Origin of the sequence: Streptomyces sp. NBC_00005, from assembly GCF_045160215.1 — a bacterium.
In the GTDB taxonomy this organism is placed as follows: Bacteria; Actinomycetota; Actinomycetes; order Streptomycetales; family Streptomycetaceae; genus Streptomyces.
The window spans coordinates 10,167,404-10,187,368 of sequence record NZ_CP108316.1; the positions used below are offsets into that span (position 1 = coordinate 10,167,404).

The following is a 19,965-nucleotide window of genomic DNA, read 5'->3' on the forward strand; positions in this document are numbered from 1 at the left end:
GGCATCGTCCGGCGCGGAGCGCTGTGAGTGCCGGGTGGGAGTCGGTGGATTGTGCGGTGTTCGAATGCGGTGGGTGAGTGTGGCCGGGTAGCGTCGCGGGTGTGAAGCTGGTGGTGGGGGTGAAGCTGCTGCCGACGCCCGTGCAGGCGGCGGCACTTGAGGCGACCCTGCGCGCCTGCAACGAGGCTGCCACCTGGGCCAGCGCCATCGCTTTCGAAAAGGATGTGAAGAGGAACTTCGCGCTGCGTGAGCACGCCTACGGCGAGGTGAAGGCGCGGTGGGGGCTGGGGGCGCAGGCCGCTCAGCATGTGATCAAGAAGACGTGCGATGCCTACGCCGTGCTGAAGGCGAACCTGCGGGCGGGCCGTCTGGGCAGGCCGGGTTCGAAGCGCTACCGCCAGGCCACCGGGAAGCCGATCGTCTTCCGGCCCGAGGGGGCGCAGCCCTACGACGACCGGATGCTGTCCTGGCAGATCACCGAGCGGCGGGTGTCGGTGTGGACGGTAGCCGGGCGGGTGAAGGACGTGGCGTTCACGGCCTCCCCGGAGCAGCTCGCCACCCTCGCCCTCTACCGCAAGGGCGAGTCCGACCTGGTGTGCCGGGACGGCATGTGGTTCCTGATGGCCACCTGCGAGGTTCCCGAAGAGCCGTTGAACACGCATCCGGTGGACTTCCTCGGCATCGACCTGGGCATCGTGAACATCGCCACCACGTCCGACGGCGAGATCATGGCCGGGCGCGAGCTCAACCGTGTCCGGGTCCGCGAACGCACGCTCCGTACCAAGCTGCAGAAGAAGAACACCCCGTCCGCCAAGCGCCGTCTGAGGAAGCGCAGGCGCAAGGAGGCGCGGCGGGCCAACGACATCAACCACAAGATCGCGAAGCATGTGGTGGCCGAGGCAGAACGCACCGGTCGCGGGATCGCCCTGGAAGACCTGACGGGCATCCGCGAGCGGGTACGGCTTCGCAAGCCCCAACGGGCCACCCTGCACAGCTGGGCCTTCGCCCAGCTCGGAAGCTTCATCGCCTACAAGGCTCGCCGCGCAGGAGTGCCGGTGGTGCACGTAGATCCCGCGTACACCTCCCGCACCTGCGCCGAATGCGGGCACATCGACAGAGCGAACCGCGTCTCGCAGGCCTGGTTCGCGTGCCGGAACTGCGGATTCGTTGATCACGCAGACCGGAACAGCTCCCGCAACATCCGCGCCCGCGCGTGGGAGTTGTGGCGACGCGGGGCCGAGTCAACGGCCCCAGCCCCACCCCGACAACAGCAGGGTGGGGCTGGACGCAAACGCAGCATCACCGCCAGTGATGCCCGTTGTGCAAGCCCGGCGCCGTTAGCGCCGGGTAGTTGACGGGCGCATTCCGAACAGGAAGCGCGTCACCCGCGTCCGGCGTACCCCGTACTCGTACACCAGGAAGATCACCACGAGCGAACCCACCACGATCGCCGCGTACTTGACCGCGATCGGCGCGCTCCAGCCCACCACCCCGTAGGCGAAGGCGACGACGACCGGCTGGTGCAGGACGTAGAGCGGCAGTGCGGCGATGGCGAGGTAGCCGAGGACGGGTCCGGGAGTCCGTCGGGTGTGCGGTCGCCGGTCCAGCAGTCCGAGGATGGCTGTCACCCAGCACCAGCCGGCCGCGGAGAAGAGGGCGCGGGTGCTCAGGGCCAGGGGTGTCCAGTCGGTGAACGGGTCGTCGGCCGCGCTGAATCCGGGCGCCGTCGCCGCGAACAGGGCCAGCCCGGCCACACCGACCGGGACGGCGAGGTGGCGCAGGGCGGCCCGGATGCGCTCGTCGTCGGCGAGGGCGTAGCCGAAGAGGAAGAACAGCAGGTAGGCCCAGCGGTTCCAGCCCGCGTAGCTCTCCTCCATGCCCAGCAGCGCGTTGATGGCGGCGAGCGGCAGCGCGGGCAGCAGAAGCAGGGCGGGTCGGCGCTCCACTGCCTGTGCGGCGCGCTCCGCGCCCGCTGCGAAGGGTGCGGCGACCGGTGCGAGGAGCAGGCAGAAGGCGATGAGCAGTACGACGAACCAGAGGTGGCCGGTCTCGAAGTACTTGCCGGAAAGGATGAACGGGAAGTCGCCGAGGTCGAGGTGGACGGTGAGGAAGCGGGGCCAGAAGTGCCAGTACGACTCGTGGTAGCCGGGGTCGGCGGCGCGCAGTCTCAGCCATTGCGGGACGGGGACGATCAGGAGCGTGGCGAGGACGAGGGGGACGCCGAGGCGTAGCAGGCGTTCGCGGGCGAAGCCGCGCGGTCCGCGACGGCGGATCGAGTGCCGGGAGCCGAGACCGGCGACCAGGAACAGCATCGGCATCGCCCACACCACGCCCAGCCCTGCGAAGTAGGTGACGACAGGAGTCGTATCGGCGTTCTTGACGTAGAAGTCGTCGTCCGGATCGAAGACCAGGGCGGCGTGGAAGAAGACCAGGCCGAGCACGACGAGGGCGCGCAGGGCGTCGAGTTCGATGCGGCGGCGAGGCGTGGTCGCCCGTTCGGTTTCCGCGCTCACCCGGCCCAGTGTGCGGGCGGGTCAGGCCCGTGCCCAGAGGAAGGGCTGCCTCCGGCACCGTCCGCCGGAGGCAGCCCCCTGCGTGCAGCCGAAGCGGCCGCCTCTCCGCCTCACCGCACGCCGTGCGGGCGGAACTGGACGCTGATGCGCGGTCCCGCGGCGCGTGTGGTCTTCGGGATGGAGTGCTCCCAGGTCCGCTGGCAGGAGCCGCCCATCACGATGAGGTCGCCGTGTCCCAGCGGGCGCCGGACGCTGTCGCCGCCCCGCATCGGACGCAGCAGCAGATCGCGGGGCGCGCCCAGGGAGAGGATGGCGACCATGGTGTCCTCGCGGGCGCCTCGCCCGATGCGGTCGCCGTGCCAGGCGACACTGTCGCGCCCGTCGCGGTAGTGGCAGAGCCCGGCCGTGGTGAACGGTTCGCCCAACTCGTCGGCGTAGTGCGCTGAGAGCGTGCGGCGGGCCTCGTCCAGCACGGGGTGCGGGAGGGCGTCGTCCGGCCCGTAGAACGCGAGCAGCCGGGGTACGTCGACGACCTGGTCGTACATCGTGCGGCGCTCCGCACGCCACGGCACCTCGGCGGCCAGCTGTTCGAACAGGATGTCCGAGCCGCCGAGCCAGCCGGGCAGCACGTCGATCCAGGCACCGAGGCCGAGCCGCGTCCGGCGGATCCCGTCGAGGGGGCCGAGACGCAGCTGGTCGGTCTGGTCGAAGAGCGAGCCCTGGAGGTGCGTGGTCATGGATCCAGCGTACTCCTTATTCGAAAATGTGTTCCCATCGATTCCGTGCCTGATTTCGTGCCCGGTCTCGTGGAGCTTTCGATACATCGGTGTATCGGATACATTCCTGTATCGAATGGAGGGCTTCCCCATGGTGGCTGAGGAGACGGCGGTTCGGCGCGTGACCCGGCGCCGGGTCCGCACGCGCGCCAACCTGCTCGACGCCGCCTTCGCCGTGTTCGCCGCCAAGGGCTTCGGGCGGGTCTCGATCGAGGAGGTCTGCGAGGCCGCCGGCTACAGCAGGGGCGCCTTCTACTCCAACTTCGCCAGCCTGGACGAGCTGTTCTTCGCCCTCTACCGGCAGCGTGCCGACCTGATCGCGGACCAGGTGTCCGGGGCCCTCGCCCTGGACGGACCGGACCTCGACGTGCCCGCCGCCGTCGACCGCGTCACCGAGGTGCTGCTCCTGGACCTCGACTGGCTCCTGGTGAAGACGGACTTCCTGGTGCACGCCGCCCGCGATCCGCAGGTCGCCGAGACCCTGCTTGAGCACCGGACGCGGCTGCGTGCGGCGATCGCCGACCGGCTCGCCCGCGCGGAGGGTTTCGCCCAATTGCCCGCCGTGCTCGGCGACATCGACGGCGCGGCCCACGCCGTGGTCGCCGCGTACGACGGTGTCACCACCCAACTGCTGCTGGACAAGGACGTCGACAGCGCCCGCGTCTGGCTCAAACAACTGCTCACCGCGCTGCTGACCGACGGCAGCGGCAACCCCCAACGAGCCCACTGAGAAAGGGAACGGTCGCCATGGATGCGGACGTCATCGTCGTCGGAGCGGGTCTCGCGGGCCTGGTCGCCGCGCACGAGCTCACCAGCCGGGGCCGCAGGGTCGCGCTCGTCGATCAGGAGAACGCGGCCAACCTCGGCGGACAGGCGTTCTGGTCCTTCGGCGGGCTGTTCCTCGTCGACTCCCCGGAGCAGCGCCGCCTGGGCATCAAGGACTCCTTCGACCTGGCCTGGAACGACTGGCAGGGCAGCGCGCAGTTCGACCGCGTCGACGACGAGGACTCCTGGGCGGTGCGCTGGGCGCGCGCCTACGTCGAGTTCGCGGCGGGGGAGAAGCGGTCCTGGCTGGAGGGCCACGGCATCAAGTTCCTGCCCACCGTCGGCTGGGCCGAGCGCGGCGACCTGCGGGCGGACGGACACGGCAACTCCGTACCCCGCTTCCACGTCACCTGGGGGACCGGTACGGGGGTCGTGGAGCCGTTCGTCGACCACGCCAAGCAGGCAGCGCGCGACGGGCTGCTCACCTTCTACCACCGCCACCAGGTCGACGAGTTGGTGATCGAGGAGGGCGCGGCGCGCGGGGTGCGCGGCACGGTGCTTGCCGAGGACAACTCGCCCCGCGGCGTCTCCTCCAACCGCGACCGCATCGGCGACTTCGAACTCACCGCCCAGGCCGTCGTCGTCACCACCGGCGGCATCGGCGCCAACCACGACATCGTCCGCCGCCACTGGCCCGAGCGCCTCGGCACCCCGCCCGCCGAGATGATCACCGGAGTCCCCGCGTACGTCGACGGCCGCATGCTCGACATCAGCGCCGAGGCGGGCGTACGCCTGGTGAACCGCGACCGCATGTGGCACTACACCGAGGGCCTGCAGAACTGGGACCCGATCTGGCCCGGCCACGGCATCCGCATCCTGCCCGGACCGTCCTCCCTGTGGTTCGACGCCCTCGGCCGCCGCCTGCCCGACCCCTGCCTGCCGGGCTACGACACCCTCAGCACTCTCAAGTACCTGCGCACGAACGAGGACATCGCCGGCCACGACCACTCCTGGTTCATCCTCACCCAGAAGATCATCGAGAAGGAGTTCGCGTTGTCGGGCTCCGAGCAGAACCCCGACATCACCGCCAAGGACAAGGGAGCGGTCCTGCGCGACCGTCTGCTCGGCAAGGGCGCCCCGGGCCCGGTCGACGCGTTCCTGCGCAAGGGCGCCGACTTCGTGACCGCGCCCACCCTGGAGCAACTCGTCACGAAGATGAACGAGTTGACGGACAAGCCGCTGCTCGACGCGGCCGAGCTGCGCCGCCAGATCGAGGCCCGCGACCTGCAGATGGCCAATGCGTACAGCAAGGACTCCCAGATCCAGGGCATCCGCAACGCCCGCCGCTACATCGGCGACCGCCTCGGCCGCGTCGCGACCCCGCACCGCATCCTCGACCCGGCGGCGGGCCCGCTCATCGGCGTCAAGCTGCACGTCCTCACCCGCAAGACCCTCGGAGGCATCCAGACCGACCTCGACTCCCGCGCCCTGGGTGCCGACGGCAGCGCGATCGACGGGCTCTACGCGGCGGGCGAGGTCGCCGGCTTCGGCGGCGGAGGCGTCCACGGCTACAACGCCCTGGAGGGCACGTTCCTCGGCGGCTGCCTCTTCTCCGGGCGGGCGGCCGGACGGGCGGCGGCGAAGCAGACGGCCTGACCGGCACACTTGCCCCGCAGGGGCGGTCGGGGAACGACACCGACCGCCCCTGCAGCGCGCTTGCGTGAACAAGCGGCTGCCGCAAGGGGATTGACCCTCGGACGCGTCCACTGGTTCAGTGGCTCAGCCACTCATCCACTCCTTTCATGCGAGGAGACACCCGTGGAGGCACTGCCCCGCGAGACGATCGTGGACGTCCTCGAGGCCCGGTTGCGCGAGGACATCCTGGACGGCCGCCATCCGGCGGGCAGTTACCTGCCCGCGGAACGCCAACTGGCCGACGGTTACGGCGTCACCCGCACCACCCTCAAGCACGCCTTCGGCCGTCTGGTCCAGGCCGGCCTCCTGGAGACCCGGCACGGCGTCGGCACCAAGGTGCGCGACTACGCCCGGCTGGGCGGCGCGGACCTCCTGCCGATGCTCGTGCGCCACGACGCGAAATGGGTCCGCGAGATCTTCGAAGTGCGCCGGTCCATAGGCGCGTTGATCGCCGAGCGGGCCGCGGCCCGTGCCACCCGGTCACAACACGCCGCACTGCGCCGCCTGTTGGGGGCCGTACGCGAAGCGGACGGCGCGGACGCCGTGCAACTGGCCGACGTCGAGGTGCACCGCGCGCTGGCCCGGGCCACCGGCAACCGCGTCTACGTCCTGCTCACCAACACGCTCTTCAACGCCTACCTGCCCGTCCGCGCCGCCCTGCGCGGGCCCTTCACCGACCCCGAGGCCGCACACCGGCGACTCGCCCCGGTGGTCGAGGCCGTGACGTCCGGCGACGGCCCCCGGGCCCACACCGCCGCCGACGCCTATCTGCGCGACACCGAACGCATCATGCTGAAGGGACTGGCATGAGGGGCACGTCGTTCACGGAGACCATGCTCGGCACGGTCCGCCTCGACAACGAGGACCCGGTCCGCCGCATCCGCCTCGACCTGCGGGCCGAGGCCGACGAGGTCCTGCGTCCGCACCGCACCACCCGGGCCCGGCTCAGCGGCCGCATCCGCGTCACCGGACTGACCGACGACCCGGACGCCACCGGCGAGTTGGAGATCTCGCCCCTCGCGCGTCGCCGTATCCGCTACCGGTTGACGTTCACGGCCGACGGCCGCCGACTCACCCTGGACGGCTGGAAGTCGGTGACCCCGCGTCACCCGGTGAAGTCGATGACCGTCCTGCCGTTCACGCTGTACGAGGACGGCGCGAGGGCCGGACAGGGCACCCTCCGCTTCCCCCTCACGACCGACCTGGCGCCCTTCCTCCTGAGCTTCCGCTTTCCCCGGCGGGAGGACCCTGCCCAGTACTCCGCACCGCGCTGGGACGGCAGCCCCGACCGCACCGAGGTCTGGTACACCACCCTGACCGACCCCACCACCGGCACCGGCATCTGGCTGCACCACGAACTGGTCGCGCCCGCCGACGGATCGGCGCCGCAGGCCCACGGCTGGGCGGCCGCCTTCCCGCCGGAGGGAAAGGTCCGCCACGCCCGCTTCGGGCCCACCCCCTGGAGCCGTCCCCCGCACGGATTCTCGGCCGACGGCATCGACGCAACCCCCGGGCGTCTGACCGGACATGCCGGCGACTTCCACTGGGACCTCACCGAACAGCCCCTGGCAGAGCCCCTGTTCACCTTTCCCCGCTGGTCCTGGCGGCGCCCCCTGCTCCCCGCCACCCACATGCTTCCCGCGGCCCGCGCCACCTACGACGGCACCTTCAGCGACGGGGAACGGACGCTCACCCTGCGCGGCGCCCCCGGAGCCTCCGCCCGCATCAACGGCCACGGCAACGCCCGCCGCTGGGCCTGGCTGCACGCCGAACTGGGCGACGGCGGCGTCCTCGAAGTGGTCGCCGCGGTGTCGACGCGGCCCGTACTGCGGCGACTGCCACCGCTCGTCTTCCTGCGCCTGCGGCACCGCGACCGCACCTGGCCGCGCCGGGCCGAGCGCAGTGCGGTGGGCCTGCTCGGCATCGGACGGTTCCGTGCCCGCATCGGACTGCCCGACTGGACGGTGACCGGCCGCACGCTGCTGCGCCGCATCCGCGTCGAGGTCACCCAGCCCGCCGACCGCACACTCGCGCTGGACTACCGCGACCCTGACGGCGCCCAGGCGGTGTGCCGCAACAGCGAGAGCGCCGACGCGAGGATCCTGCTGGAGCGCTGGTGGGGCCACTGGCGCACCGAGGCCTCGTGGACGCTGCAGGGCACCGCACACGCCGAAGTGGGGGACCGATGACCGCGCCGGGCCTGGTCGCCGCCCTGCTCGCCGACACCGGGGACGAGGAGTGGCTCGCCCGCGTACCCCGCAGGCTCGACACGTTCCTGTCGGCCCTGCCCGCCCCCGTGCGCGCCGGAGTGGCCGCCGCCGCGACCGCCGTGGACGCGTATGCCGTCCTGCACAGCGGGCGCCGCCTGGCCGCCCTCACCCCGGAAGAGCGCGAGACGGTGCTCGACTCGCTCGCGGCGCGCCCCGGACTCGTACCGGCGCTCGACCTCCTCAAGGTCCCCGTGCTGCTCGCCGCGGCCACCGAGCGGACGCCGGTTCCACCGGCACCGGCCGTCCCCGACGACCCGCCGCTGGACTGCACCCCGGCCGAGGAGTGGCCCGCCCGTGCCAGCGCCGACGCCGTCGTGGTGGGATCCGGCGCCGGGGGAGCCGTGGCCGCCCGCACCCTCGCCCGCGCCGGACTCTCCGTCGTCGTACTGGAGGAGGGCGAGCACCACACCACGGCGTCCTTCGGCCGTCGCGCACCGCTGGACCGCTTCACCGACCTGTACCGGGACGGCGGGGCGACGGCGGCCCTGGGCAACCCGCCCCTCCTGCTGCCGGTCGGACGGGCCGTCGGCGGCACCACCGTCGTCAACTCCGGTACCTGCTACCGCACTCCGGACCACGTCCTCGACCGCTGGAGCAGCCGCCACGGCTTCCACCTCGCCGACGGACTCGCCGCCCGGCTGGACGAGATCGAACGCACCCTGCGCGTCGCCACCCAACCGCTCGACGTCCTCGGCACCAACGGCCTGCTCGCCCTGGCCGGCGCCGAGCAACTCGGCTGGCGGGCGGGCCCGTTGCGCCGCAACGCGCCGGGCTGCAAGGGCTCCTGCCAGTGCGTGGTGGGCTGCCCCACCGGCGCCAAGCAGAGCGTGCAGCTGTCCGTACTGCCCGACGCGTGCGCCCACGGAGCGCGCATCGTCACCGGCGCACGGGTGCTGCGGATCCTGCTCGACCACGACCGCCCGGGCCTGCCACGGGCGGCGGGCATCCGGGCGCGCCGGACCGACGGCAGCGAGCTGGAGATCCTCAGCCCCCTCGTCGTCACGGCTGCCGGGGCCCTGCAGACCCCGCCGCTGCTCCGCCGTTCCGGCCTGGGCGGACATCCCCGCCTGGGCCGCAACCTCAGCGTGCACCCGGCCACCAGCGTCGCGGGCCGCTTCACCGAACCGGTCACCTCCTGGGAAGGCGTCCTCCAGAGCACCGGCGTCGAGGAACTCCACGACCGCGGGATCCTGATCGAGGCGACCGCGAGCCCACCCGGCATGAGCAGCTTCGTCCTCCCCGGCCTCGGGCGCTGTCTGCGCCGCGAACTGGAGGGCGCCGACCGGCTCGCGATCCTCGGCGCCATGATCGCCGACCGGCCCGCGGGCCGCGTCCTGGGCCGCGACCGCACCCTCGTCCGCTACAGCCTGGACCCCCGCGACGGCGGCCGCCTGATGACCGCCGTACGAGCCATGGGCCGAATCCTCTTCGCCGCCGGGGCCCACGAGGTCCTCACCGGCATCCCGAAGGCACCGCGCGCCCGCACCCTTGCCCAACTCGACGCGCTGCTCACCGGGATCACCCCGCGCGATCTGCACCTGTCGGCCTTCCACCCGACCGGAACGGTCGCCGCGGGCAGCGACCCGCAGCGGGCGTCGGCCGACGCCGAGGGATGGCTGCGAGGCGTCGACGGCGTCCTCGTCGCCGACGCCTCCGTCCTGCCGTCCTGCCCGGAGGTGAACCCCCAACTGAGCATCATGGCGGCCGCTCTGGCCGTCACCGAGAACTACCTCGCAGGTGATGCGAGCAGCCGGACCAGCACAGCGGCGTGACTCTGCTCGGGGGCCTTGGCGGCCGTCAGCAGCGTCACGGGCTCCTTGGCGGCCAACTCCCGGACATGACTGAGGAGTTCGGACGCCTCCGGAGCGTCCAGCTCCGCCTCGTACCGCTCGGCGAACTCCTCGTAGGAACCCTCGCCCGCGTGGTACCAGCGGCGCAGCTCGGTCGACGGAGTGAGGGCCTTCGGCCACTCGTCCACCCGCGCCGCGTCCTTGGACAGGCCGCGCGGCCACATCCGGTCGACCAGGATCCGTACGCCGTCGTCGGGCTCGGGCGGTTCGTAGACGCGACGCACGCGAACGCTCACGGTCGGGCCTTTCTGCGGGGCGGTGGTGGCGGGTGACGTCGAGCGTAGTGCGGGGCTATCGGGTGACGCTGCGTGACTTGACCCGAATGAGAGGGAATCCCGGTGGGGCGGCCCTCTAGCCTGGGGCCGATTGATCACCAGCCACCTCCCCGAGGAGCGCATGTGAGGCAATCCCGCCGCAAGGCCCCCAGACCCACCACCGTCCTGCGCCGCGAAGTCCTGACCATCACCGTCCCCGTCGCCCTCGCGGCGCTGCTCGCCGCCGCAGGCCCCGCCTCCGCGGGCACCGGTGGCGCACCCGGTGCCGGGGACCCGTACTTCCCGCTCGCCGGCAACGGTGGCTACCACGTCGAGCACTACGGACTGACCCTCCGTTACGACCCGACAAGCCGTCACCTCGACGGCACCGCCGTTCTCACCGCCCGCGCCACCCAGCACCTGACCCGCTTCGACCTCGACCTCAACGGACTGAAGGTCACCGGCCTGACCGTCGACCACGTCAAGGCCGACCACCGTCGCGACGGCCAGGAACTCGTCGTCACCCCGCGCCGGGCCCTGCACAAGGGAGAGGAGTTCCGCGTCACCGTCACCTACAGCGGCACCCCCAAGCCGGTCACCGACCCCGACGGCTCGCTCGACGGCTGGATCCCCACCGACGACGGCGCGTTCGTCGCCGGGGAGCCGCAGGGCGCCATGACCTGGTTCCCGGCGAACAACCACCCCAAGGACAAGTCGTCGTACGACATCACGGTCACCGTCCCCGTGGGCCACAGCGCCGTCTCCAACGGCGTCCTCGTCGGGCAGCGGACCGCGCAGGGGCGTACCACGTTCCACTGGCGCCAGCGCGAACCCATGGCCGCCTACCTCGCCACCGCGACGGTCGGGAAGTTCAAGGTCGAGCAGTACACCACCCGCGACGGCATCCGCGTCTACAACGCCGTCGACCCGCGCGAGGCGTCCGAGGCGGCGCCCGTACTGAAGAAGCTGCCGTCCGTCCTGGAATGGGAGAGCAAGCTCTTCGGGCCCTACCCGTTCCGCGCCGCCGGGTCGATCGTGGACCACGCGCCCGACGTCGGGTACGCGCTGGAGACGCAGTCGCGTCCGTTGTACGACTCGGCGCCGGACCTGAGCACCCTCGTCCACGAGAACGCCCACCAGTGGTTCGGCGACTCGGTGTCGCTGACCTCCTGGAAGGACATCTGGCTCAACGAGGGCTTCGCGACCTACGCCGAGTGGCTCTACAGCGAGCAACACGGCGGCGACAGCGCCCAGAAGACCTTCGACGCGCTGTACGCCCGCCCGGCGAGCGACGACCTGTGGGCGTTCCCGCCGGGTGACCCCGGCAGCGGCGAGAACATCTTCGGCACCCCCGTCTACGCCCGCGGCGCCATGGCCCTGCACGAACTGCGCACGGCCGTCGGCGACCGGACGTTCTTCGACATCCTGCGGGCCTGGGCGGGCGAACACCGCTACGGACACGGGACGACCGCGCAGTTCGTGCGCCTGGCGGAGCGGCAGTCGGGAAAGAACCTCGACCGCCTGTTCACCACCTGGCTGTACGCTCCGGGGAAGCCGAACAACCCCTAAAACCTGACGAGTTCCTCACATGTGTCGGTCAGAGTCGACTCGTGATCATGAATAGACCCCGTGTCGCCCTGCTCGCCGCGTCCCTGTTGCTCACGGGATGCGGCGGCGGGGCCGTGGCCTCGCCGGGCCACCCGACCGGCGCCGCCACGGCCCGGTCGAGCACACCCACCATCAGCCCCCTGGCCTCGCCCTCGCCCCAGATGTCCGTCGAGGCCGCCGCGCTGCAGCTGCCGGGCCTGGGGCTCAGAACCCTGGCGGAGATACCCGCCGACGCCCGCCAGGCAGTGGTCGTCACCGGGCGAGGCGAGAACTCCCCGCGGTCCACCGTGGTCCTCTACGAGCGCACCACGGTGGGCTGGCAGGCGGGCGCGAGCTGGCCCGCGCACAACGCGCTCAAGGGCTGGTCCGCCCACCACACGGCCGGTGACCTGCGCTCGCCCGTCGGCGTGTACGGCCTCACCGATGCCGGTGGACTGCTGGGCGATCCCGGCACCCGGCTGCCGTACACCCACTCCGGCGGATTCACCTCACCCGGCACGGGTTTCGGGGGCGAATCCCTCGCCGGCTCCTTCGACTATGTCGTCGCGATCAACTACAACCGCAAGCCCGGCACTTCGCCCCTCGACTGGACCCGCCCCATGGGGGCCAGCCGCGGCGGCGGCATATGGTTCCACGTCGACCACGGCGGCCCCACCCACGGCTGCGTCAGCATCGCCGAGAAGCACATGAAGGAACTGCTCCGCGCGCTCGACCCCGACCTTCATCCCGTCGTCGTCATGGGCGACGCCACGTCCCTCGCCCGCTGAAACGCTTAGGATCCGCCGGGTGTGCGCACATGTGCTGGTCGCCGAGGACGACGAGATGCAGGCCGAACTCATACGCCGCTCCCTGCTGGCGGAGGGTCATACGGCCACGGTGGTCCACGACGGCGCGGCCGCGCTGGACGCGGCCCGGCGGTTGAGACCCGACCTCGTGGTCCTGGACCTCATGCTCCCCGTCGTCGACGGCTTCGGCGTGTGCCGGGTCCTGCGCGGCGGCGAGGAGGACATCCCCGTGCTGATGCTGACCGCGCGCTCGGAGGAGGACGACGTCCTGCTCGGCCTGGAGTTGGGCGCCGACGACTACATGACCAAGCCGTACAGTCCGCGCGAACTGATGGCCCGCATCCGTACGGTGCTGCGGCGCAGTGGGCGGACGGTCGGCGTGCGGGAGGATCCCGTCGTACGGGCGGCCGGGCTTTCCGTCGATCCGGAGCGCCATGAGGTGCGCTGCGACGGCGACCTCGTGGAGTGCACGCCGGCCGAGTTCCAGATCCTGCTGACCATGGCGGCGGAGCCCGAACGGGTCTTCTCCCGGCGGCAGTTGCTGCAGTGCACCCGAGGCTTCGACAGGGCCTCCACCGAGCGGGCCGTCGACGTCCACATCATGAACCTGCGCCGCAAGATCGAGGCCGATCCGCGGCGCCCGGTGCGGCTGCTGACCGTGTTCGGGGTCGGCTACAAGCTCAGCGGCGGCCGTCCGTGAAGCGTCGGATACCGTTGCGCAAGCGGCTGCTGGTCCGGCTGCTGATCGCGTCGGTCCTCATTGCCGTGTGCTCCGTGGCCGCGACGGCCTGGCTGGCGGTGGAGACCACCACCCGGGCCCTGCGCGAGGAACAGGGCCAGGACCTCGCCGACGACATGCGGATACTGGCCGAGCTCAGTGGCTACGCGGCAACCCACCCGGACTGGAAGGGCGTCGAGGGCACCGTCCGTACCCTGGCCGCGAGCACGGGCCGGCGTATCGCCCTGACCGCCGCCGACCGCACGCTCATCGCCGACTCGGCGCGGAAGGGAACCTCCCTGCCCCTCGGTGCCGCCGCCACCGTCGACCCCCTGCACACCGACACCTACACGGAGTCCGGCGCACAGCTCAGCGGGATCGATCCCCGAGCGGTGGGCCCCTACCGGCTGACGGCGAAGGAGCGCACCCGGTTGGACGCGGTCGCCGCGAAAGAGCAGACCTGCTACCAGCGGTTCGGCAGCGACACCAAGATCGAGCGAACTCCCAGCGGCCGACCCGTGATCCTCAACTCGGACGGGACCCCGGCCTCCGACTATCTCGCCCAGGACTGCGGCTACGCACAGCTCATCAACCCCACCGCCACCGAGCAGAAGGCCCTCGACGGACTGGCGTCGGGAGCCGACACCTGCCTGCAACAGCACGGACTGCACCTCGAAGTACCGCTCTACCTCATGCTCAACCCCAGCGGGAGGTCACCCCTGAGCCGGTACGTCATCGCCAAGTTCGCCAAGGAGGGCGACGCGAAGGCGCTGAAGACGGCGCAGAGCTGTGCGGACGACGCACTGCGCGCCCAACTTGAGCCGTATGTCGCCCCTGTGGCCGAGCTGTACCTCGGTGGCGACGACACCACCCCGCCCCGCTTCAACATGTCCCCGGCCAACAAGACCAAGATCGTCGGTGCCGCCGGTCTGGTGCTCGCGGTCACCGTCGCCGTCACGGCCGTCGTCGCCACCCGGCTCGTACGGCCCCTGCGGGCGCTGACCGAGGCCGCTCAGCAGCCGCCGGACATGCATGTGCGGGTGCCGGTGACCACGCGGGACGAGACCGGCATCCTGGCCGAGGCGTTCAACGACCTGACCGAGCGCCGCGCACGCCTGGAGGCCCAGCGCAAGGCCATGGTCAGCGACATCGCGCACGAACTGCGCAGCCCCCTCACCAACATCCGCGGCTGGCTGGAGGTCACCCGGGACGGCGTCGTCGACCCGGATCCCGCGCTCCTGGCCGCCCTGCACGACGAGGCGTTGGTGCTCCAGCGCGTGATCGACGACCTCCAGGACCTCGCGGCCGCCGACGCGGGCACCTTGCGACTGCACCGCGAGCCCGTCCGCGCGGACGAGCTGCTGGACCAGGTCGCCGCCGCCCACCGGGTCGCCGCCGACGCGGCCGGCGTCGCCGTGCGCACCGAGGAAGACGGCACGCCGTGGCTCGACGCCGACCCGGTGCGCATGCGGCAGGCGCTAGGGAACCTGGTCTCCAACGCGCTGCGGCACACGCCCGTCGACGGCACCGTCACCCTGGCGGCCCGCCGCGACGGCGACGAGGTCGTCTTCACCGTGACCGACACCGGAACTGGCATCGCCGCGGAGGACCTGCCGCACGTCTTCGACCGGTTCTGGCGTGCCGAGAAGTCCCGCAGCCGCCGCACCGGCGGCAGCGGGCTCGGCCTGCCGATCGTCCGTCACCTGGTCGCAGCGCATGGCGGAACGGTCGTCGCCGCGTGCGAACCCGGCGCCGGTGCCGTGTTCACCCTGCGTCTGCCGGGCGCCCCGGCGCCGAAGGGCTGAGCCGTCCTGCGGCTACCCGTTGCGCGCGCCGGCGCGCCGGCGTCGCCGTTGCAGGGTGCGCCGCTCGTTCTCGTTCGTGCCGCCCCAGATCCCGAGGCACTCCCCGTGCTCCAGCGCCCAGACCAGGCACTGTTCCCGCACAAGGCAACGTCCGCACACCGCCTTCGCCTGCTCCGTCTGCATCAGGGCCGGACCGGAGGTGCCGATCGGGAAGAAGAGGTCGGGGTCCTCGGTGCGGCACGCGGCCTGGTCTCGCCAGTCGTCCATCAAAGTCACCTGCGATCTGAGTCGAACGTGCCCTCGCGGATGGCTTACTCGTTTCCGGGTCACCTGTCGATGCGTGAGTGAAACCGAGGGAGACGGGGAGATCCGGTGTTCATTGCTCGCGCATGCCCCACGGGGAGCCGTACGAGGTCAGCAGATCCAGGAACGGGCGGGCCGGGAAGGCCTCCGGACCGAGCACCCCCGAGCCGGACCAGGCGCCGGCGGCGAGGAGTTCGAGGGCGACGACCGGATTGACGGCGGTCTGCCAGACCACCGCCTGGCTGCCGTACTCCGCCATGGACCACTGGTTGTCGACCACGTGGTACAGGTACACCTCGCGCGGCGCACCGTCCTTGACGCCCCGCACCCAGGTGCCGGCACAGGTCTTGCCGTGCATCCGCTCGCCCAGCGTCGCCGGATCGGGCAGGCACGCGGCGACCACGTCCCGGGGCGAGACCGCCACCGGCCCCGCGGCGCTCGGCACGGTCACCGGGTCGGTGCGGTCCAGGCCCAGCAGGTGCAGCGTCCGAAGCGTCTCGATGAACTCCCGTCCCAGGCCGTACTTGAACGTGACGCGGTGCGCGTCCACCCAGCGCGGGACGAGCAGCACCTCCTCGTGCTCCACGTTCACGCACTCGACGGGTCCGATGCCCTCCGGGAAGTCGAACACCTCCGGCTCGCTGAATGGCTCGGTGGTGAACCAGCCGCGGCCCTGCTCGTAGACCACCGGCGGGTTGAGGCACTCCTCGATGGTGGTCCAGATGCTGAAGGAGGGGGCGAAGTCGTAGCCGTCGACGGTGAGGTTCGCGCCGTCACGGATGCCGATCTCCTCGATCTCGTCGAAGAGTTCGTCGGCGGCGTACCGGGCGAAGACGTCCGACAGACCCGGCTCCACGCCCATGCCGACGAGGGCCAGCGCGCCCGCCTTCTCCCACTCCTCGGCCTGTGCGAACTGGTCGTCGCCGAGCTTGACGCCGCACTCCGTGTGCGGCCGCTCGGCGTGCGGGTGCGACAGCGACATCGCCATGTCGAGATAAGTGGCACCGGCACCGCGCGCCGCCCGGAACAGCGGCATCACGAAGCGCGGGTCGGTGGCGTTGAGGAGCACGTCGCAGCCGTGCCGGCGCAGCAGCTCCGCCACCGCCGCCTCGTCGCTCGCGTCCACCCGCTCGGCACGGAACCGGGCCCCGTCGCCGCCGAGAGCGGCGACCGCCGCCTCGGCCCGCGCCGGGTCGAAGTCGGCCACCACCATCGCGTCGAAGAAGGAACGCCGGGCGGCGATGCGGGTGATGGCGGTGCCGACACCGCCGGCGCCCACGAGCAGTACACGCATGACAGATCTCCCTGTTCTGAAGGGTCGATGACGAGGGGCCCTGCCTCTGATACAACGCCGCTCGCTCACGTAAGGTCAATGGCGTTGGCATAAGGAGGGAGGCCTGCTCCATGCCCAAACCGGTGGTGCCGGAGGACAGGCGCCGCAGACGCCGGCCCACGAAGAGCGGCACGGTGCTGTCCGAGCGGCTGATCGTCGAAACGGCGCTGCGGATGCTGCGCGAACACGGCAGCGCGGGCCTCACCGCCCGCCGCCTCGGCCTGGCCCTGGACGCCGACCCGAGCACGCTGTACCGCTACTTCCGCGGCATGGACGACCTCACCCTCGCCATCGGCGACGCCCTCATAGGGCAGGCCCTCGACGGCTGGTGCCCGACGGGGGAGTGGCGGGCGGACCTGCGCTCCGTCGGGCTGCGCATCCACGCCGCCTACGTCGCCCGCCCGCAGGCGGCCCTGCTGACCACCAGCCGGGTCACCGGCCGGGCCAACGAACTGGCCGCCGACGAGGCCGTCCTGGACGTCCTGCGCACGGCCGGCTTCCCGCTCCCGGCCACGGTCCGCATCTACCACGCCTTCATCGACCAGACCCTGGCCTTCGCCGCCCTCGACGCCGCTTCTCTGGCGCTGCCGAGCGATGCCCTGCGGGCCGACGAGACCATGTGGCGCTCGACCTACGCCCACCTGCCCCGCACCACCCACCCGCGCATCGCCGAGGCAGCACCCCTGCTGGCGACCCGCATGGTCGACAGTGCGTATCCAACGGCGCTGGAGATGCTGCTGGACAGCGCCGCGGCGCAGCTGGCGGACCTGAACTCCTGACAGTCCGCTCAGTCGATTGCTTGATGCAAGTCACCTCTCTATAGTCGATTGCATCAAGCAATCCACTGCCTGGTGCCGGAGTCGGAACATCGAGCGTCGCCGGAAGGTCCTCGTCGTCACGTCGGCCGTGGTCGTCATGGCCCTGCTGGACGTGACCGTCGTGAACATCGCGTTCACGGACCTCGGACGGTCGTTTCCGCACGACTCGCTCGCCGACCTGTCCTGGGTGCTCGCTCCGGGCCGTGTCCCGGCATCCCGGACGGAGCCCGCCGGGGCCGTCGGACCGCGGCCTTCTTCCACGATGAAGGAGACATCATGAAGAAGACCGAGGCGCTGCGCCGAGCCGTGCGGTGGCCCGGCGTCCCCGACCGCCTGCTGGTCGTACTGGCCCAGCAACTGCTCGCGACGCACCAACTCCGCGAAGGCTACGACCACTTCGCCGCCCTCAGCGCCGAGCGACCCGAATCGGCCCTGGTCGAAAGCCTGGCCGGGGCGTTCGAAGCCCGGCTCGACGGGCCCGACGAAAAGGCGTTCGTCCGGCTCGACGCCGCCGCGTCACGCGATCTCGGACTGCCCCAGTACTTCCGGGGAACCGTCCTCGCGGGCTTCCCGGACTGCGCGGGCCGGGCCGACACGGTGATCTCGGACCTGGAGTTCATCCTCGCGGTACGCGACCGGCTCCCGGCGGGTTTCCTGCACTCCGTGCATGCCGCCCTGGCGCGCGCCTACGCATGTCAGGGCCGCGCGGAGGACGCCCGCGCGGCACGCGCCCGCATCGGGCACGGTCCCGAACTGTCCCTGGTCACCGAGAACTTGGTGAGTCCCGAGGACGGGCTGCGCATGGCCCCGCCGAGGCTGGTCGAAATGGCCCCCGGCGTACACGTCGCCCAGGGCTACGACTTCGCCGACTTCGCGTTCGTCGTCACCGGCGAGGGCGTCGTGGCGATCGACGCCGCGAGCCATCCCCGGCACGCCGCGGCGGCACTGCGCGACCTGCGTGCCATCACCGACGCGCCGATCACCCATGTGATCCTCACCCACGCGCACTTCGACCACATCGGCGGCCTGGAGGCGCTGACCGGTGCTACGAGCCAGGTCATCGCCCAGGCCGGTTTCCCCGACGAGCTGCGGCTGCAGGCCGCGGGCCCGCCGCCCTTCCGGTCCCTGCTGCCGGCGGACCAGGACGGCATCCCGCACGTCGTGCCGGACCGACTCGTCGACCGGCCCGAGACACTGACCGTCGGCGAGACGCGGTTCACCCTCGTCCCCATCGGCGGAGGCGAGACCAGTGACGGTCTCCTCATCCATCTCCCGGACGAGGGCGTGGTGTTCACCGGGGACATGTGCATGCCGTATCTGGGCGCCCCGTTCTTCCCCGAGGGATCGCCCGCGGGACTGCTCGACGCGCTGGGGAAGGTCCAGGACCTGCGCCCGAGGCTGCTGGTCCACGGACACACCGCCCTGACCGAGAACTTCACCATCGAGTCGTTCCCCGGGCTGCTGGCGTCCCTGCGCGACCTGCACGCCGTCGTCGCGGACGACATCGCCGCGGGCCGCACGCTCACCGACGTGCTCGACCGTGACCACCTGCCCGAGGTGCTGCGCGACCATCCCGTCGCGGTGCTGCCGTACTTGGCCATCCGTGACGGTTTCGTCCAGCGTGTGTACGACCAGGGGACCGGCTACTGGAAGGCGGACGGGGAGGGCGTCGAACCCCTCGCTCCCGAGCAGTGGGCCGCCGCACTGGATCTGCTGGGCGGCGGCAAGGCGGAGGCCTTCGTCGCGGCGGGCGAGGAACTGCTGACGCGCGACGATCCCGCCGCGGCGCTCAGGATCGTCGATTGCGGCCTGCTGAGCCACCCGGACGACGCGGCACTGGGCGAGCTGCGGCGACGGCTCCTGCTGGTGCTGGTCGAGCGGAACCAGTTCTTCGATCCGTTCAAGTTCGCCTACTACGCGGGGCTGGCGGGCCTGACCGTGTCACCCGCCGGCTGAGCGCCGGGCCCGGGCTCCATGTCGCAGTCCAGCGGTCCCAGCGGCTTTCCGCAGGCGTCGCAGGTGAGCCCAGGCCGGAGCCGGCCGCCGCAGCCGCGGTGCAGGACCATCAACGGCGGCCCGTCCGGGGCCCGGTGCCGGTCCCCCCACAGCAGCAAGGACATGATCACCGGCCACAGGTCCACGCCCGCCGTGGTCACCACGTACTCGTACCGCTCCGGACGGGTCTGGTAGAGCACCCGCTCCAGGATCCCGGCCTCGCAGAGCTTGCCCAGCCGGTCGGACAGCACGTTGTGCGCGATGCCGAGGTCGGTGCGGAAGTCCTCGAACCTCCGCGTGCCGCGCAGGGCGTTGCGCACGATCAGCAGCGACCAGCGCTCGCCCACCACCTCGAGCGACCGGGCGATCGAGCAGACCTGACCTTCGTACATACGGGGAAGCACGCCCCCATCGTACGTCGATTGCATCACGCAAGTCAGGGGTGGCGGGGTCGCGAGCGGGCGGGCGGCCGCGTCG

19 protein-coding genes are annotated in these 19,965 nt (G+C 71.6%); 13 read left to right on the forward strand and 6 right to left on the reverse strand.

The window, feature by feature from the left end:
* The first annotated feature begins 101 nt into the window (after positions 1 to 101).
* Positions 102 to 1,355 carry an RNA-guided endonuclease InsQ/TnpB family protein gene (locus OG303_RS46450; RefSeq protein ID WP_405876079.1) on the forward strand — a complete coding sequence of 418 codons (1,254 nt, stop codon included), beginning with the start codon at positions 102 to 104 and terminating at the stop codon, positions 1,353 to 1,355.
* Here the strand turns inward: OG303_RS46450 and OG303_RS46455 are convergent.
* Together OG303_RS46455 and OG303_RS46460 are read right to left on the reverse strand one after the other, a co-directional pair.
* Positions 1,338 to 2,513 (reverse strand): acyltransferase, encoded by a 1,176-nt coding sequence (locus OG303_RS46455; protein WP_405876080.1) that lies wholly within the window; start codon positions 2,511 to 2,513, stop codon positions 1,338 to 1,340. The genes OG303_RS46450 and OG303_RS46455 overlap by 18 nt on opposite strands.
* A gap of 110 nt (positions 2,514 to 2,623) precedes the next feature.
* A complete protein-coding gene (locus tag OG303_RS46460) occupies positions 2,624 to 3,250 on the reverse strand; it encodes an alpha-ketoglutarate-dependent dioxygenase AlkB (protein ID WP_405876081.1) in 627 nt (208 codons plus the stop codon).
* Positions 3,251 to 3,380: 130 nt separating this feature from the next.
* Between OG303_RS46460 and OG303_RS46465 the strand changes: the two genes are divergently transcribed.
* The 5 genes from OG303_RS46465 (at position 3,381) to OG303_RS46485 (ending at position 9,791) form a co-directional block, all read left to right on the forward strand.
* On the forward strand, positions 3,381 to 4,019 hold the full coding sequence (locus tag OG303_RS46465) for a TetR/AcrR family transcriptional regulator (RefSeq protein ID WP_405876082.1): 639 nt from the start codon (positions 3,381 to 3,383) through the stop codon (positions 4,017 to 4,019).
* Between the two features lie 17 nt (positions 4,020 to 4,036).
* The gene (locus OG303_RS46470) at positions 4,037 to 5,710 is read left to right on the forward strand and encodes an FAD-binding dehydrogenase (protein WP_405876083.1); all 1,674 of its coding nucleotides are present in this window, start codon (positions 4,037 to 4,039) and stop codon (positions 5,708 to 5,710) included.
* Positions 5,711 to 5,872: 162 nt separating this feature from the next.
* Complete coding sequence (locus OG303_RS46475) at positions 5,873 to 6,559, forward strand: FadR/GntR family transcriptional regulator (protein ID WP_405876084.1); 687 nt, start codon at positions 5,873 to 5,875, stop codon at positions 6,557 to 6,559.
* On the forward strand, positions 6,556 to 7,938 hold the full coding sequence (locus OG303_RS46480) for a hypothetical protein (protein ID WP_405876085.1): 1,383 nt from the start codon (positions 6,556 to 6,558) through the stop codon (positions 7,936 to 7,938). The genes OG303_RS46475 and OG303_RS46480 overlap by 4 nt, the downstream gene beginning before the upstream one ends.
* Entirely contained in the window at positions 7,935 to 9,791 is a 1,857-nt protein-coding gene (locus tag OG303_RS46485; RefSeq protein ID WP_405876086.1) for a GMC family oxidoreductase N-terminal domain-containing protein, read from the forward strand. The genes OG303_RS46480 and OG303_RS46485 overlap by 4 nt, the downstream gene beginning before the upstream one ends.
* Here the strand turns inward: OG303_RS46485 and OG303_RS46490 are convergent.
* Positions 9,746 to 10,105: a DUF488 domain-containing protein gene (locus OG303_RS46490; protein WP_405876087.1), complete on the reverse strand. Its 360-nt coding sequence runs from the start codon at positions 10,103 to 10,105 to the stop codon at positions 9,746 to 9,748. The genes OG303_RS46485 and OG303_RS46490 overlap by 46 nt on opposite strands.
* Positions 10,106 to 10,267: 162 nt before the next feature.
* On the opposite strand from OG303_RS46490, the gene OG303_RS46495 reads away from it, so the two are divergent.
* From OG303_RS46495 to OG303_RS46510, 4 genes are read left to right on the forward strand one after another with little or no spacing between them, the layout of a single operon-like run.
* Entirely contained in the window at positions 10,268 to 11,692 is a 1,425-nt protein-coding gene (locus OG303_RS46495) for a M1 family metallopeptidase (RefSeq protein ID WP_405876088.1), read from the forward strand.
* 47 nt (positions 11,693 to 11,739) lie between these two features.
* Positions 11,740 to 12,498: a L,D-transpeptidase family protein gene (locus OG303_RS46500; RefSeq protein WP_405876089.1), complete on the forward strand. Its 759-nt coding sequence runs from the start codon at positions 11,740 to 11,742 to the stop codon at positions 12,496 to 12,498.
* Positions 12,499 to 12,517: 19 nt separating this feature from the next.
* Entirely contained in the window at positions 12,518 to 13,216 is a 699-nt protein-coding gene (locus tag OG303_RS46505) for a response regulator transcription factor (RefSeq protein WP_405876090.1), read from the forward strand.
* Entirely contained in the window at positions 13,213 to 15,039 is a 1,827-nt protein-coding gene (locus OG303_RS46510; RefSeq protein WP_405876091.1) for a sensor histidine kinase, read from the forward strand. Before OG303_RS46505 ends, OG303_RS46510 begins: the two co-directional genes overlap by 4 nt.
* 12 nt (positions 15,040 to 15,051) lie before the next feature.
* On the opposite strand, the gene OG303_RS46515 is transcribed toward OG303_RS46510, so the two are convergent.
* Both OG303_RS46515 and OG303_RS46520 read right to left on the reverse strand, forming a co-directional pair.
* Positions 15,052 to 15,306 carry a WhiB family transcriptional regulator gene (locus tag OG303_RS46515; protein WP_405876092.1) on the reverse strand — a complete coding sequence of 85 codons (255 nt, stop codon included), beginning with the start codon at positions 15,304 to 15,306 and terminating at the stop codon, positions 15,052 to 15,054.
* Between the two features lie 109 nt (positions 15,307 to 15,415).
* Positions 15,416 to 16,636, reverse strand: a complete 1,221-nt coding sequence (locus tag OG303_RS46520; protein WP_405876093.1) for a saccharopine dehydrogenase family protein — start codon at positions 16,634 to 16,636, stop codon at positions 15,416 to 15,418.
* 110 nt (positions 16,637 to 16,746) lie between these two features.
* On the opposite strand from OG303_RS46520, the gene OG303_RS46525 reads away from it, so the two are divergent.
* The 3 genes from OG303_RS46525 (at position 16,747) to OG303_RS46535 (ending at position 19,449) form a co-directional block, all read left to right on the forward strand.
* A complete protein-coding gene (locus tag OG303_RS46525; RefSeq protein ID WP_405876094.1) occupies positions 16,747 to 17,454 on the forward strand; it encodes a TetR/AcrR family transcriptional regulator in 708 nt (235 codons plus the stop codon).
* A gap of 136 nt (positions 17,455 to 17,590) precedes the next feature.
* Complete coding sequence (locus OG303_RS46530) at positions 17,591 to 17,773, forward strand: hypothetical protein (RefSeq protein WP_405876095.1); 183 nt, start codon at positions 17,591 to 17,593, stop codon at positions 17,771 to 17,773.
* Positions 17,770 to 19,449: an MBL fold metallo-hydrolase gene (locus tag OG303_RS46535; protein ID WP_405876096.1), complete on the forward strand. Its 1,680-nt coding sequence runs from the start codon at positions 17,770 to 17,772 to the stop codon at positions 19,447 to 19,449. Before OG303_RS46530 ends, OG303_RS46535 begins: the two co-directional genes overlap by 4 nt.
* Here OG303_RS46535 and OG303_RS46540 read toward each other — a convergent pair.
* A complete protein-coding gene (locus OG303_RS46540; RefSeq protein ID WP_405876097.1) occupies positions 19,407 to 19,892 on the reverse strand; it encodes a winged helix-turn-helix transcriptional regulator in 486 nt (161 codons plus the stop codon). The genes OG303_RS46535 and OG303_RS46540 overlap by 43 nt on opposite strands.
* Positions 19,893 to 19,965: the final 73 nt, after the last annotated feature.

What these genes read in the sequence shown, in the direction of transcription:
- OG303_RS46460 (WP_405876081.1), bottom strand. Translation starts at nt 3,250, where the DNA reads ATGACCACGCACCTCCAGGGCTCGCTCTTCGACCAGACCGACCAGCTG.
- OG303_RS46465 (WP_405876082.1), top strand. Translation starts at nt 3,381, where the DNA reads ATGGTGGCTGAGGAGACGGCGGTTCGGCGCGTGACCCGGCGCCGGGTC.
- OG303_RS46470 (WP_405876083.1), top strand. Translation starts at nt 4,037, where the DNA reads ATGGATGCGGACGTCATCGTCGTCGGAGCGGGTCTCGCGGGCCTGGTC.
- OG303_RS46480 (WP_405876085.1), top strand. Translation starts at nt 6,556, where the DNA reads ATGAGGGGCACGTCGTTCACGGAGACCATGCTCGGCACGGTCCGCCTC.
- OG303_RS46485 (WP_405876086.1), top strand. Translation starts at nt 7,935, where the DNA reads ATGACCGCGCCGGGCCTGGTCGCCGCCCTGCTCGCCGACACCGGGGAC.
- OG303_RS46500 (WP_405876089.1), top strand. Translation starts at nt 11,740, where the DNA reads ATGAATAGACCCCGTGTCGCCCTGCTCGCCGCGTCCCTGTTGCTCACG.
- OG303_RS46515 (WP_405876092.1), bottom strand. Translation starts at nt 15,306, where the DNA reads ATGGACGACTGGCGAGACCAGGCCGCGTGCCGCACCGAGGACCCCGAC.
- OG303_RS46520 (WP_405876093.1), bottom strand. Translation starts at nt 16,636, where the DNA reads ATGCGTGTACTGCTCGTGGGCGCCGGCGGTGTCGGCACCGCCATCACC.
- OG303_RS46525 (WP_405876094.1), top strand. Translation starts at nt 16,747, where the DNA reads ATGCCCAAACCGGTGGTGCCGGAGGACAGGCGCCGCAGACGCCGGCCC.
- OG303_RS46530 (WP_405876095.1), top strand. Translation starts at nt 17,591, where the DNA reads ATGGCCCTGCTGGACGTGACCGTCGTGAACATCGCGTTCACGGACCTC.
- OG303_RS46535 (WP_405876096.1), top strand. Translation starts at nt 17,770, where the DNA reads ATGAAGAAGACCGAGGCGCTGCGCCGAGCCGTGCGGTGGCCCGGCGTC.